10 protein-coding genes are annotated in these 13,327 nt (G+C 63.0%); 6 read left to right on the top strand and 4 right to left on the bottom strand.

Going from position 1 to position 13,327, the window contains the following annotated elements; all coding sequences use genetic code 11:
* Positions 1 to 106 precede the first annotated feature (106 nt).
* The 3 genes from AC1D06_RS32460 to AC1D06_RS32450 all read right to left on the bottom strand — a co-directional run bounded on the left by AC1D06_RS32460 (position 107) and on the right by AC1D06_RS32450 (position 5,909).
* The gene (locus tag AC1D06_RS32460) at positions 107 to 3,373 is read right to left on the bottom strand and encodes an efflux RND transporter permease subunit (protein ID WP_477990003.1); all 3,267 of its coding nucleotides are present in this window, start codon (positions 3,371 to 3,373) and stop codon (positions 107 to 109) included.
* A 476-nt stretch (positions 3,374 to 3,849) separates the two neighbouring features.
* Entirely contained in the window at positions 3,850 to 5,040 is a 1,191-nt protein-coding gene (locus tag AC1D06_RS32455; RefSeq protein ID WP_477990002.1) for an efflux RND transporter periplasmic adaptor subunit, read from the bottom strand.
* Between the two features lie 62 nt (positions 5,041 to 5,102).
* Entirely contained in the window at positions 5,103 to 5,909 is an 807-nt protein-coding gene (locus AC1D06_RS32450; protein ID WP_477990001.1) for an alpha/beta hydrolase fold domain-containing protein, read from the bottom strand.
* Positions 5,910 to 6,074: 165 nt separating this feature from the next.
* Here AC1D06_RS32450 and AC1D06_RS32445 point away from each other — a divergent pair, with 165 nt between their 5' ends.
* Entirely contained in the window at positions 6,075 to 6,986 is a 912-nt protein-coding gene (locus AC1D06_RS32445) for a LysR family transcriptional regulator (protein ID WP_477990000.1), read from the top strand.
* Positions 6,987 to 7,022: 36 nt separating this feature from the next.
* Here AC1D06_RS32445 and AC1D06_RS32440 read toward each other — a convergent pair whose 3' ends face one another.
* Entirely contained in the window at positions 7,023 to 7,298 is a 276-nt protein-coding gene (locus AC1D06_RS32440) for a KTSC domain-containing protein (RefSeq protein WP_477880504.1), read from the bottom strand.
* Between the two features lie 450 nt (positions 7,299 to 7,748).
* Between AC1D06_RS32440 and AC1D06_RS32435 the strand changes: the two genes are divergently transcribed.
* The 5 genes from AC1D06_RS32435 to AC1D06_RS32415 all read left to right on the top strand — a co-directional run bounded on the left by AC1D06_RS32435 (position 7,749) and on the right by AC1D06_RS32415 (position 13,320).
* Positions 7,749 to 9,167, top strand: a complete 1,419-nt coding sequence (locus AC1D06_RS32435; RefSeq protein ID WP_477989999.1) for an LLM class flavin-dependent oxidoreductase — start codon at positions 7,749 to 7,751, stop codon at positions 9,165 to 9,167.
* Between the two features lies 1 nt (position 9,168).
* Positions 9,169 to 9,936 carry an ABC transporter ATP-binding protein gene (locus AC1D06_RS32430; RefSeq protein WP_477989998.1) on the top strand — a complete coding sequence of 256 codons (768 nt, stop codon included), beginning with the start codon at positions 9,169 to 9,171 and terminating at the stop codon, positions 9,934 to 9,936.
* 13 nt (positions 9,937 to 9,949) lie between these two features.
* On the top strand, positions 9,950 to 10,831 hold the full coding sequence (locus AC1D06_RS32425; protein ID WP_477989997.1) for a branched-chain amino acid ABC transporter permease: 882 nt from the start codon (positions 9,950 to 9,952) through the stop codon (positions 10,829 to 10,831).
* Between the two features lie 3 nt (positions 10,832 to 10,834).
* Complete coding sequence (locus AC1D06_RS32420) at positions 10,835 to 11,884, top strand: branched-chain amino acid ABC transporter permease (RefSeq protein WP_477989996.1); 1,050 nt, start codon at positions 10,835 to 10,837, stop codon at positions 11,882 to 11,884.
* A gap of 95 nt (positions 11,885 to 11,979) precedes the next feature.
* Positions 11,980 to 13,320 (top strand): ABC transporter substrate-binding protein, encoded by a 1,341-nt coding sequence (locus AC1D06_RS32415; protein WP_477989995.1) that lies wholly within the window; start codon positions 11,980 to 11,982, stop codon positions 13,318 to 13,320.
* Positions 13,321 to 13,327: the final 7 nt, after the last annotated feature.

Below are 13,327 nucleotides of genomic sequence, written 5' to 3'. Positions count from 1 at the left end.
GGTATGCGGCGGGCTGCGCTCAGCCCGGATTCAACAAAAATGCCGGGAAGCATGGCGTACGGCCTTGCTTCCCGGCATCGGTCCGATGCTGCGCGGACCTGGTTGTTCAGGCCAGATCCATATGCGCCAGTTCCGGTGGCGCCTTGCTGCGGTCCTGCGGCTTGGCCTCCTCTCGCTCGGCTGCGAGCGTGACCGGCTCGGGGCGCTTTTCCGGGTCGGCATGCTCGGTGTGCTGTACCAGCGGGCGGCTGCCGGTGGCTTTGCGGACGAGCACGTAGAAGACCGGGGTCATGAAGATGCCGAAGAAGGTGACGCCGATCATGCCGGAGAACACCGCCACACCCATGGCGGCGCGCATTTCCGCACCCGCGCCGGTCGAGGTGACCAGCGGGATGACGCCCATGATGAAGGCCATCGAGGTCATCAGGATCGGGCGGAGACGCAGCCGGCTGGCTTCGATCGCCGCCTGGACCGGGGTGCGGCCGGCAAATTCCAGCTCGCGGGCGAATTCCACGATCAGGATGGCGTTCTTCGCCGATAGTCCCACCAGCACGATCAGGCCGATCTGGGTGAAGATATTGTTGTCTCCATGGGTGAGCCAGACGCCGGTCAGCGCTGCCAGCACGCCCATCGGTACGATCATGATGATCGCCAGAGGCAGCGTCAGGCTTTCATACTGGGCGGCGAGCACGAGGTAGACGAGTAGCAGCGCCAGCGGGAAGACCAGAACGCCTGAGCTTCCGGCGAGGATCTGCTGGTAGGTCAGGTCGGTCCATTCGTAGCCGATGCCCTTGGGCAGGACTTCGGCGGCGATCTTTTCGATCGCCTCCTGGGCCTGGCCGGAGGAGAAGCCGGGCGCGGGGCCGCCATTGATGTCGGCGGAGAGGAAGCCGTTATAGCGGTTGGTGCGCTCCGGACCGGTCGTCGCCTCGACCTTCAGAAGCGCCGACAGCGGGATCATCTGGCCCGATGCCGAGCGGACCTTCAGGTTGCCGATATCGTCGGCCGTCGCGCGGAACTTGCTGTCTGCCTGCGCGCGGACGCTGTAGGTGCGGCCGAAGGCATTGAAGTCGTTGACATAGAGCGAGCCCAGATAGATCTGCAGCGTCTCGAACACATCGGTCACGGAGACGCCCAGCTGTTCGGCCTTGGCGCGATCGAGGTCGGCATAGAGCTGCGGCACGTTGATCTGGTAGCTGGAGAACAGGCCTGCCAGTTGCGGCGTCTGATAGGCCTTCATGAGGAAGGCCTTGGTCGCATCGTCGAGCGCCTGGTAGCCCAGGCCGGCGCGGTCTTCCAACTGCAGCTTGAAGCCGCCCGTCGTGCCGAGGCCGAGCACCGGCGGCGGCGGGAACATGGCGATGAAGGCATCCTGGATGGCGCCGAACTTCTGGTTCAGCGTCATGGCGATGGCGCCGCCGGAGAGGTTCGGCGTCTTACGCTCATCGAAATCCTTGAGCGTGACGAAGACGATGCCGGCATTCGACGAATTGGTGAAGCCATTGATCGAGAGTCCGGGAAAGGCGATGGCATGTTCGACGCCCGGCTCGGCCAGCGCTATCGCGCTCATCCGCTTGATGACGTCTTCGGTGCGGTCCAGCGTGGCGCCGTCCGGCAGCTGGGCAAAGCCGATCAGGTACTGCTTGTCCTGCGCCGGCACGAAGCCGCCGGGTATGGCGTTGAACAGGCCGTAGGTGGTGCCGGCCAGAGCCAGATAGATGACCATGACAATGCTCTTGCGCGACAAGAGCCCGCCGACGCCCTTGCCATAGGCATTGGAGCCGGCGCCGAAGGCGCGGTTGAAGCCGCGGAAGAACCAGCCGAAGACGAAGTCCATGCTGCGCGTCAGCCAATCCTTCGGCGCGTGGTGGTCCTTGAGCAGCAGGGCCGCGAGGGCAGGGGAGAGGGTGAGCGAATTGATCGCCGAAATTACCGTCGAGATCGCAATCGTCAGCGCGAACTGGCGATAGAACTGGCCGGAAAGGCCGGTGATGAAGGCGAGCGGCACGAAGACCGCGATCAGCACCAGCGCGATCGCCACGATCGGGCCGGAGACTTCCTTCATCGCCTGGTAGGTCGCGAGCCGCGGTGACAGGCCGTTTTGGATATTGCGCTCGACATTTTCGACGACGACGATGGCGTCATCGACGACGATGCCGATCGCCAGCACCAGACCGAAGAGGCTGAGCGCATTGATCGAGAAGCCGAAGGCATACATGACGCCGAACGTGCCGATGATCGACACCGGGACCGCGATCAGCGGAATGATCGAGGCGCGCCAGGTCTGCAGGAAGAGAATGACGACGAGCACGACCAGCGCCACGGCTTCGAGCAGCGTGTCAACGACCTTTTCGATCGAGGCGCGGACGAACTTGGTGGTGTCGTAGACGATCTCGTATTTCACGCCTTCGGGCATGGCGAGCTGCAGCTCGTTCATGGTCTTGACCACCTCGTCGGAGATGGCGATGGCATTGGAACCCGGCGCCTGGAACACCGGGATCGCCACCGCCGCCTTGCCGTCGAGCAGCGAGCGCAGCGAATAGTCGGCAGCGCCGAGCTCGACACGGGCGACGTCGCGCAGGCGGGTGATGGCGCCGCCGGTGCCGCTCTTGACGATGATGTTGCCGAATTCCTCAGGCGTCTGCAGGCGGCCCTGGGCATTGACGTTCAATTGCACGTCGACGCCGGGCAGGCTGGGCGACGCGCCGATAATGCCGGCTGCGGCCTGGACATTCTGCTGGCGGATGGCGTTGGTGATGTCGCTCGCCGCAAGGCCATGTTCGGCGGCCTTCTGCGGATCGATCCAGATGCGCATCGAATAATCGCCCGAACCGAAGATCTGCACCTGGCCGACACCCGGGATGCTGGCCAGCCGGTCCTTGATGTTGAGCACGCCGTAATTGCGCAGATAGGTGATGTCGTAGCGATTGTCGGGCGAGGTGAGGTTGACGACCATCATCAGGTCCGGCGAGCTCTTGACCGTGGTGACGCCGATATTCTTGACCTCGTCGGGCAGGCGCGGCTCGGCCTGCGCGACGCGGTTCTGCACCAGCTGCTGCGCCTGGTCGGGGTCGGTGCCGAGCTTGAAGGTGACGGTCAGCGTCATGACGCCATCCGACGTCGCCTGGCTGGACATATAGAGCATGCCCTCGACGCCGTTGATCTGCTCTTCGAGCGGGGTGGCGACGGTCTCGGCAATGACCTTCGGATTGGCGCCGGGATAGGTGGCACGCACGACGATCGAGGGCGGCACGACTTCGGGATATTCCGAGATCGGCAGCGATCTGAGACCGATCAGGCCGGCGACGAGGATGAGGACCGATAGAACCCCGGCAAACACCGGGCGGTCGACGAAGAATCTGGAGATGTTCATTTCAAAGCCCTCTCCGGGGTGAAATTGGGTGTAGGGACCCGCGCCGGCGGTGGGAGGGCCGCTGGTGGGGTCGTTATTGGTAAGGCTTCATCTTCTCCTCCATTGGGGAGAAGCTTCCCGCCCTTCGATGAACTCAGAAGGCTGATGAGAGGTAATGCGGCGGCGATTCACCCCTCACCAACTTCGGCCAGGGGTTCGCAAGTGCTCACCCGGCCTTCGTATCCTCTCCCGCAAGGGGCGAGGAAAACCCGCTGCACCGTTGTGCCCCAAGCGCGGCGGGCGTTCGTGGCACCCTGCCTCTCCCCTTGTGGGAGAGGATAGCAAGCCAGCGCGAGACCAAAGGTTGAGTGCTTGGGCGCGCTTGGTGAGGGGTAATGCGACGGGGCTTTCACCCCTCACCAACTTCGGCCAAGGGTTCGTTGCACTCACCCGGCCTGCGTATCCTCTCCCACAAGGGGAGAGGAAAACCCGCGGCCTTACTTCGCTGCCGCGACCTTCTCTTCCTGCTGCGGCGCCACGACCACGCCGGGCCTCACCCGCTGCAACCCGTTGACCACAATCCTATCGCCCGCCTTCAGCCCGCTTTCGATCACGCGCAGACCCTCGGCATTGGCGCCGAGCTCCACCGGGCGATACGCGACCTTGTTGTCAGCGCCGACGACGAAGACGAATTTCTTGTCCTGGTCGGTGCCGATGGCCCGTTCGCTGACGAGGATCTTCATCTCCGCCTTGGGCTGGCCCATGCGCACCTTGACGAACTGGCCCGGGATCAGCCGGCCGCCGGGATTGTCGAACACGGCGCGTACGGCGATGGTGCCGCTGGCCGCATCCACCTGGTTGTCGATCAATTGCAGCTTGCCCTTGATCGGCGTGTCATTGTCGGCGAGCGTGCCGATCTCGACCGGAATCTGTTCGATATCCGGCGTGGCGGTGGTGGAGCGTGGCAGTTCGGCCAGCGCCTTGGTCACCACTTCCTCGCTGGCGTCGAAGCCGGCATAGATCGGATCGACCGAGACCAGCGTCGTCAGCGCCGGCGAAGCCGAGCCGGCGGCAACCAGGTTGCCGAGCGTGATTTCCACCTTGCCGACGCGACCGGCGACCGGCGCCCGCACCTTGGTGTAGCTGAGGTCGAGCGTGACGGTCTGCAAGGCGGCCTCGGCGGTGCGCAGGCCGGCTTCGGCCTCCGTCAGAGCGTTCTGCCGCTGGTCCATGTCGGCCTGCGAAATTGCCTTGTTTTCCACCAGCTTGCGGCCGCGATCGACCTGCAGCTGGGCGAAGCTGGCATGCGCCCTGGCCGAGGCGACCTGGCCTTCGGCTTGCGCCACGGCCGCTTCATAGGGGGCGGGATCGATGGTGAACAGGAGGTCGCCGGCCTTGACCAGCGCGCCTTCGCGGAAATTCACCGACTGGATGGCGCCGGCGACGCGCGAGCGGATCTGCACGCGGTCGACGGCCTCCAGGCGGCCGGAAAATTCCTGCCAGGCGGTGACGCTGCGGCTGGTCACCGTTGCCACCGCCACCGGAATTGCCGGCGGTTGTGCCGGCGCCTCGGAGGCGGTGGCGGCTGTGCCCATCGGCAATTCCAGAAATAGGGCTGCGGCACCAAAAGACGCAGCCAGTCCCAGGCCGGCGCCCACCAGGGCCCAGCGTTTCGCTATCGATGTCATTGTCTCTCTCCTTGCGGCCAACCCTGAAACCACGGGTGGTCCGCGAATTTCATTTCAAAATACTAACCGGACCGGTCCGAACCGATCTCCCGGACGAAGTCGCCGAACTCCTTGCGAATAATGTCTTGCCACGCGGCGGCGTGGTTGGATGTCCCGCCATAAATCGAGGGCCAACCTGTCCCGGCGGGGAGGACATGCTGGCGAACCTTGTTGCCGGCCTGCTCAAGCCGTTCTGCATAGCCCGTTGCTTCATCGCGCAACGGATCGTCATTTGCTGTCAGCATCAATGTCGGCGCCAGGCCGCTTACGCGCGAACACATGCACGGCGCCGCATAGGGATGGCAGACGCCGGCGCTGAGATAATGGCTCCAGCCGTCGGTCCAGCGCTCGCGCATGCCGATGGCGTCGGCCTCGCGCATCGAGGCGGAACTCATGAACGGGTCGAGCAGCGGCGACATCAGCACCTGGCCGTCGAGCTCTCTAGCGAAGTAATCGCGTGCCTTGAGCGCCACAGCCGCCGCGACATTGCCGCCGGCCTCCTGGCCGCCGACCAGGAGCAGCGACTTGCGGTCGCCGAGGCCGGCGCGCTTCTTGGCGAAATAGGAAAAGATCGAGAAGCCGACTTCCAGCGATTTCGGAAAGACGCTGCCGAGCGGCGCATTATAATCGGGAACCACGACGATGGCGCCTACGCTCGCCAGGGTCTCGGCGATGGGGCAATCGGTCAGCCCCTTGTCGACAAAGGCGCTGCCGCCGAAGAACAACACGATCGGTGGACCCTTGCCATATTCGGCGCCCTGATAGACGCGTGCCGACACGGGGCCGACGGCCACCTTGTCCAGCATCATGTCCTTCACCTCGACCGGCATTGTCCTGATATCCATGTCCGAAAATTAGCACATCTTGGGCGCGGCATGCCCAGGATTTGCATAAAGACATATGGTTGTTCACATTGGAGAACAAGTCGGCTATAACTGACAACACTATTCAGGATTTCGAACAATGTCGCATTGCAGCAGACGAGGTGACCTCCGATGGACCAGCTTTCGGCCATGCGCGCCTTCATCCGCGTCGTCGAGACCGGCAATTTTACCCGTGCCGCCGAGGCGCTGGCCATGCCCAAGGCGACGGTGACCAATCTCATCCAGGGGCTGGAGGCGCATCTGAGCACCCAGCTGCTCAATCGTACCACGCGGCGGGTGGTGGTCACCACCGACGGCGCGCTCTATTACGAGCGGGCCGCCCGTATCGTTTCCGAAGTCGAGGAGCTCGACGGCACGCTGACCAATTCGACCGCCAGCCCCAGCGGGCGGCTGCGCGTCGAAATGGCGGGCGCTTTCGCCGACTGGGTCGTGATCCCGGCACTCTGCGATTTCTGCAAGAAATTCCCCGACATCCATATCGATCTCGGCGTCGGCGACCGGACCGTCGATTATCTCACTGAGAATGTCGATTGCGCGTTGCGCGGCGGCCCGCCGGGCGACCAGTCGCTGATCGCGCGGCGGGTGTCCGAAGTTGGGCTGATCACCTGTGCGTCCCCCCTCTATATCGAGAAATTCGGCATGCCGAAGTCGCCTGAGGAGCTGGAAACGAAGCATTATTGCGTCAATTATTTTCGCGCCCAGGGCAACCGGACAATGCCGTTCGAATTCATGCGGGACGGCGAGACGATCGCGGTGACCGGCCGCTACATCCTCTCTGTCAACGACGCCCGCAGCTATGTGACGGCGGCCTTGTCCAGCCTCGGCGTCGCGCAATTGCCGCGCTTCATGGTTCCCGACGAGCTCGCCCAGGGCAGGCTGGTGCCGGTGCTGACCGAGTGGAACACCGAGCCGATCCCACTCTACGTCGTCTACCCCTCCAACCGGCACATGAGCAACAAGGTCCGGGTGTTCGTCGACTGGCTGGTGAAGTTGCTGGCGGATCGGCGATTGAACGAGGTGTGAGGGGGGCGGCGCCCGCGGGCAGAGCGCCGATGGCGATCAACCCGGGATCGAAAGCAGGGCGACTGCCACGAGCGCGCCAAATGCCTTGTAAATCCATGTGATCGGTTTGCGCACCTTCCGGTTATGGGATGCGATATAGTAGGTATAGTAGAAGCCCGGAGAGTCCGTGTGAACGAGATTCTCGAACTTCGTAGCCGGAACGTTGCAATGGTATTTGTGCCGGCCAGACCGGAACCAGACGTGAAGTGTGCGCGTGCTCTGGTTATATTGCACACTTTCGATCAGACGTGACGTCAGCGGAATTCTGGTCATTCGAGCCTCGCATTGGCTCCTCCCGGCGCCATACTGACGTGGCGTGCGGAAAAGTCAAACATCGCTGCTCGGCTTTGGGACGATTTTCACAAGTTGCCGTTCCGCGCCGTCCCCTGTCCGTTGTGGACGCGCGGCGATCTGTCGAGCCGAGTCCCGGCCATGCATTCTCTGGGCAGAGGGCTTTGCGTCATGGGCGAATTGGATGTCTCACCGTGGACCTGATCTGTGGCGAGTGCCCATCTCCGCCGGTTGGTGTCGCCGACCGCAACTGACTCGCCGCGGCACAACAATCTAACGCCAGGCTAAACGGCGAAATCGTTTTTCCCAGGATGTCACTCATCGCGGAACAGTTGGCTAAATTATAATACATAAAAAATATATATTAACTGTATTAAGCCGATGCCGCCGCCTAGGCTCAGGGGCATCTTCACAGACTGTCCTGGAGCCGAAATGACCCGACATATCCGTTTCAACGCCTTCGACATGAATTGCGTCGGCCACCAGTCTCCCGGCCTCTGGGCGCATCCCGGCGACAAGTCGTGGAAGTACAAGGATCTGGATTACTGGCAGGATCTCGCCCGGACGCTGGAGCGTGGCATTTTCGACGGCATCTTCATTGCCGACGTGATCGGCTATTACGACGTCTACAAGGGCTCGAACTACCACGCGATCGAGCAGGCGGCGCAGATCCCGGTCAACGATCCGCTGCAGCTCGCAGCCCCGATCGCGCTGGCGACCGAACATCTCGGCATCGGCATCACCGCGTCGACGTCGTTCGAGCACCCCTATACGTTTGCCCGCCGCATCGCCACCGCCGACCATCACAGCAAGGGCAGGGTGGGGTGGAACATCGTCACCTCCTATCTCGAAAGCGGGGCCAAGAATGTCGGGCAGCTGGGGCTGCAGCGGCATGACAATCGCTACGAGATCGCCAACGAATATGTCGAGGTCCTCTACAAGCTGCTCGAAGGCAGCTGGGAGGAGGGGGCGGTGGTGCGCGACGGCAAGAAGCACATCTTCACCGACCCGTCCAAGGTTCATGAGATCGGCCACAAGGGCAAATATTTCGACGTGCCGGGCTATGGCCTGACCGAGCCGTCGCCGCAGCGCACGCCCGTGCTTTACCAGGCAGGCGCGTCGGGGCCGGGCAAGGCGTTTGCCGCCGAACATGCCGAATGCGTCTTCGTCGCAGCGCCCACGAAGTCCGTGCTCAAAGCCTATGTTGCCGAAATCCGCGAGCGTGCGGCCCGCGCCGGCCGCGATCCCAAGAAGATCTATATCTACACGCTGGTCACCCTGATCACCGACGAGACCGAAGCCAAGGCCAAAGCGAAATTCGAGGATTATCGGAAATACGTTTCCTATGACGGGTCGCTGGTGTTCATGTCGGGCTGGAGCGGCATCGATTTCGGCCAATATGCGTCGACCGATCTGGTCAGGAAGGTCGAGACCAATGCCATCCAGTCGGTGGTCGAGCATCTGGCCGGCGGCGACAAGGCCTGGACGATCGACGAGTTGGCGCAGTTCGGCGGCATTGGCGGGCTGGGTCCGGTGTTTGTCGGCTCCTATAGCCAGATTGCCGATACGCTGCAGGAATGGGTGGCCGACACCGATGTTGATGGCTTCAACATCGCCTATGCGGTGACACCGGACAGTTTCGAGGATGTCGTCGGCTATATCGTGCCGGAACTGCAGCGCCGCGGCGCCTATCCCACCGCCTACAAGGCCGGCACCTTGCGCGAAAAACTATTCGGCGACGGCCCGTATCTGCCCAAGAACCACCCGGCAGACCGCTATCGCGACATTGAGGCCGTCAAGCGCGGCGAGGCTGCCGCGCGCCAGCCGCAGCTGAAATCGGTGAGCGGCTGACATGGCCGAACTGCTCGAACTCCACGATGTGTCGCTGTCCTTCCGCGGCGTCAGCGCGCTCAATGCGCTGAGCTTCAAGGTCGGCAAGGGCGAGATCTGCGCCCTGATCGGCCCCAACGGCGCCGGCAAGAGCTCGCTGCTCAATGTCATCAACGGCGTCTACCGGGCCCAGTCCGGCGACGTGGTCTTCGACGGCAACCGCTTCGAGGCGATCCATCCGAAGAAGGCGGCGCATCTCGGCATCGGCCGGACCTTCCAGCACAGCGCCTTGTTCAAGCGGCTCTCCGTCCGCGACAATGTGCTGGCCGGCCTTGCCCGCCACGGGCGCACCGGCTTTATCGAGAACATCTTCCGCATCGGCCGCGATGGCGAGGAGCGCCGCTCCTTCCTGGCTCGAGCCGACAATATCATCGCCTTTCTCGGCCTGAAGGCGCATCGCGACAGGATCGTCTCGACGCTGCCCTATGGCATCCAGAAGCGCGTCGATCTCGCCCGCGCACTGGTCGCCGAACCAAAACTTCTCCTCCTCGACGAGCCGATGGCCGGCATGAACCAGGAGGAGAAGGAGGACATGAGCCGCATCATCGCCGAGGTCAACCGCACCTTCGGCACCACCGTGGTGCTGATCGAGCACGATGTCGGCATCGTCCTGGGTCTCGCCCACCATGTCGTCGTGCTCGATTACGGCCGCAAGGTCGCCGACGGCGCGCCGGAGGACGTGCGCAACAATCCCGATGTCATCGCCGCCTATCTCGGCACGGTCCACTAGGAGGCATGCACAGATGTCCTATTTCATCGAAACCCTTGTTGCCGGGCTGTTTGCGGGCGTCATGTATTCGCTCGTCGCGATCGGCTTCGTGCTGATCTACAAGGCGTCGGGCGTGTTCAATTTCGCCCAGGGCTCGATGCTGTTGTTTTCGGCGCTGACCTTCGTCACCCTGACCGAAAAGGGCATACCCTTCGCCCTGGCCTTCCTGATCACGGCGGCGCTGATGGTGCTGCTTGCCATTCTCATCGAATGGCTGGTGCTGCGGCCGCTGCGCAACCGCGATCCGCTCACCCTGTTCATGGCCACTCTGGGGCTGAGCTTCGTCATCGAAGGCTTTGCCCAGCTGATCATGGGCATGGATGTGCATATGCTCGATCTCGGCATTCCCGATATCGGCGTGGATGTCGGCGGCATTCTGGTCAGCCAGTTCGACATCGTCGCCTCGGCGATCGCGATCAGCCTGGTGGTGGTGCTGGCAATCGTCTTCAACAAGACGCGCATGGGCATATCGCTGCGCGCCGTGGCCGACGACACGCTCGCGGCGCAATCGATCGGCATCCGCCTGCCGGTGATCTGGCGCGTGGTCTGGAGCGTCGCCGGCATCGTGGCGCTGGTGGCGGGCCTCGTCTGGGGTGCCAGGCAAGGCGTGCAATATTCACTGTCGCTGGTGACGCTGAAGGCGCTGCCGGTGCTGATCATCGGCGGCTTCTCGTCGATCCCCGGCGCGATCGTCGGCGGGCTCTTGGTCGGCGCCACCGAGGCGCTGGCCGACATCTATATCGGACCGCTGGTCAATGGTTCGGTCTCCACCTGGTTCGCCTATATCCTCGCCGTCGCCTTCCTCCTCATCCGTCCCGCCGGCCTGTTCGGCGACCGCGAAATCGAAAGGGTCTGACCCATGGCCACGCTTCAGGAACCCGCTCTGTCGCAACCGATCCCGGCCGGCTTTCCGGTGCTCAAAAGTCTGGTGGCCGTCGGCGGCCTGATCACCGCCTTCGGCATCGTGCCGGCCGTGGCCGGCGATTACTGGCTCAGTTCGATCATCATCCCGACGGTGATCCTGGGCCTGGCCGGCATCGCGCTCAACCTGCTGCAAGGCTATGCCGGGCTGGTGTCGCTCGGCTCGGCGGCCTTCATGTCGATCGGCGCGTTTTCGACCTATAATCTGCTGCTGCGCGCGCCCGGCCTGCCGCTTCCGGTGGTGCTGATCCTTTCGGGGCTGATCACGGCGGCGGCCGGCGTGTTCTTCGGCCTGCCGTCGCTGCGGATCAAGGGCTTTTATCTCGGCGCCTCGACGCTGGGCGCGCAGTTTTTCTTCGAATGGCTGTTCACCAATTTCAGCTGGTTTTCCAATGACAGCCAGTCGCTGACGATTTCGGCGCCGCGGCTGGAATTCCTCGGCCACGACCTGCAATCCGCCATTGGCCGCTATCTGCTGGTCGCCACGGTGACGGTGCTGCTGATCGCGCTCGCTTTTGCCGTGGTCAAGAGCCGACTTGGGCGTGAATGGATGGCGATCCGCGACATGGACACCGCCGCCTCAGTGATCGGCATCGACGTTGCCAGGCGCAAGCTGCAAGCCTTCGGCATCAGCTCCTTCTTCCTCGGCATTGCCGGGGCGCTCTGGGCCTTTGCCTATCTCGGCACGTCGGATGCGCATGCCTTCAATCTCGACAAGTCCTTCCAGGTGCTGTTCATCGTGCTGATCGGCGGCGTCGCCACCATATTCGGCAATTTCCTCGGTGCCGCCTTCATCGTGTTGACGCCGATCCTGCTCGACCGGCTGTCGCTGGTCGTCGACCTCTCGATCCTGGGCGACCAAGGCGCGCTCGCCAACCTGCAGCACATCATCTTCGGCTCCATTATCATCCTGATCCTGATCAAGGAGCCGGATGGCCTGGCGAGCCTGATGCGCAAGACGTTTGGCGCGCTCAGCTCCGGCAGATAGCGCGCCTGTCCTTTCGAGCGGAACACACCGACGCCGGATCGTCCGCTCATCCTCCCAAGCATCCGGCGTCAATCTCAATCCCACAGGGGGTAAACATGTCCATGCTTAGAAAGACCCTGGCGCTTGCGGCTTCCGCCGTCATCGCCGCAACGCTGGCCGGTGCTTCGGCGCATGCCGAGGACGGCAAGGGCAAGCAGCTCTATCCGCTCTTCACCTATCGTACCGGACCCTACGCCCCGTCGTTCATCCCGTTCGGCGCCGGCAATATCGACTATCTGCGCTATGTCAACGAGGTCGAGGGCGGCGTCGACGGGGTCAAGATCCAGGTCAAGGAATGCGAGACCGCCTATGAGATCGAGCGCGGCATCGAATGCTACGAGCGCTACAAAAACGGCTATGACGGTGCGCTCACGGCAGCAATCTATCCACATTCGAGCGGCCTCGACGTGGCGCTGACCGACAAGGCGCGCATCGACAAGATCCCGATCGTCAGCCCCGGCGGCGGCCAGAACATCGCCACCGACGGCCGCGTCTTCCCCTATCAGTTCCCGCTGGTGTTCGACTATTGGAGCGAAGCGCAGATCATCGTCGATTATATCGCCCAGCAGGCTGGCGGCTATGACAAGCTCAAGGGCGTGAAGATCGTAACCCTCTATCACGATTCCGGCTATGGCCGCGACACGATCGAGCCGATGGGCATCCTGTCGAAGAAATACGGTTTTGAGGATATCCAGATCCCCGTGCCGCATCCGGGCGAGCAGCAGCAGACGCAATGGCAGCAGATCCGCCGCGCCAATGCCGACTGGGTGTTCCTGCGCGGCTGGGGCGTGATGACGCCGGTGGCGATCAAGACCGCCGCCCGCGTCGGCTTCCCCGCCAATCATATCATCGGCGATATCTGGTCGGGTTCGGAAGACGATGCGCGTCCGGCAGGCGCCGTCGCCAAGGGCTATCTCGCCGTCTCCGTCTTCCCGCCGGGCACCGATTACGGCATTATCGGCAAGCTCAAGCAGAACATTCTCGACAAGGGCGAGTCCGATCTCAAGGACAATGCCAAGTTCGGCACGGTCTACTACAATTACGGCGTCATCGAAGCTATCACCTTCGTCGAGGCGCTGCGCACCGGCCACAAGAAATTCGGCAACCGGCCGCTGACCGCCGCCGAGGGCCAGTGGGCGCTCGAGAACCTCAATATCGACGACAAGCGTCTCGACGAACTCGGCGCCAAGGGCCTGATCAGCCCGCTCAAGACGACCATCGACAACCACAAGGGCGAGACGATCGCCGCCAAGATCATCCAGTGGAACGGCCAGTCCTGGGACACCAGGACCGACTGGATCAAGGCGGACCCGACGCTGTTTGCCGATGTGCTGAAGGCCAAGGCCACGGCCTATGCCAAGGAAAAGGGCATCGTGCCGCGCGAAGCCCAGAACTGAGCCTCTG

It is taken from the genome of Rhizobium sp. P2_G2, assembly GCF_056403555.1.
The sequence above is the reverse complement of the archived record's forward strand: the minus strand, read 5'-3'. Positions and strand labels throughout refer to the sequence as shown.

Coding starts and splice junctions, on each gene's coding strand:
- AC1D06_RS32450 (WP_477990001.1), bottom strand. CDS start 5,909: ATGCCGGTCGAGGTGAAGGACATGATGCTGGACAAGGTGGCCGTCGGC.
- AC1D06_RS32430 (WP_477989998.1), top strand. CDS start 9,169: ATGGCCGAACTGCTCGAACTCCACGATGTGTCGCTGTCCTTCCGCGGC.
- AC1D06_RS32445 (WP_477990000.1), top strand. CDS start 6,075: ATGGACCAGCTTTCGGCCATGCGCGCCTTCATCCGCGTCGTCGAGACC.
- AC1D06_RS32455 (WP_477990002.1), bottom strand. CDS start 5,040: ATGACATCGATAGCGAAACGCTGGGCCCTGGTGGGCGCCGGCCTGGGA.
- AC1D06_RS32415 (WP_477989995.1), top strand. CDS start 11,980: ATGTCCATGCTTAGAAAGACCCTGGCGCTTGCGGCTTCCGCCGTCATC.
- AC1D06_RS32425 (WP_477989997.1), top strand. CDS start 9,950: ATGTCCTATTTCATCGAAACCCTTGTTGCCGGGCTGTTTGCGGGCGTC.
- AC1D06_RS32435 (WP_477989999.1), top strand. CDS start 7,749: ATGACCCGACATATCCGTTTCAACGCCTTCGACATGAATTGCGTCGGC.
- AC1D06_RS32420 (WP_477989996.1), top strand. CDS start 10,835: ATGGCCACGCTTCAGGAACCCGCTCTGTCGCAACCGATCCCGGCCGGC.
- AC1D06_RS32440 (WP_477880504.1), bottom strand. CDS start 7,298: ATGACCAGAATTCCGCTGACGTCACGTCTGATCGAAAGTGTGCAATAT.
- AC1D06_RS32460 (WP_477990003.1), bottom strand. CDS start 3,373: ATGAACATCTCCAGATTCTTCGTCGACCGCCCGGTGTTTGCCGGGGTT.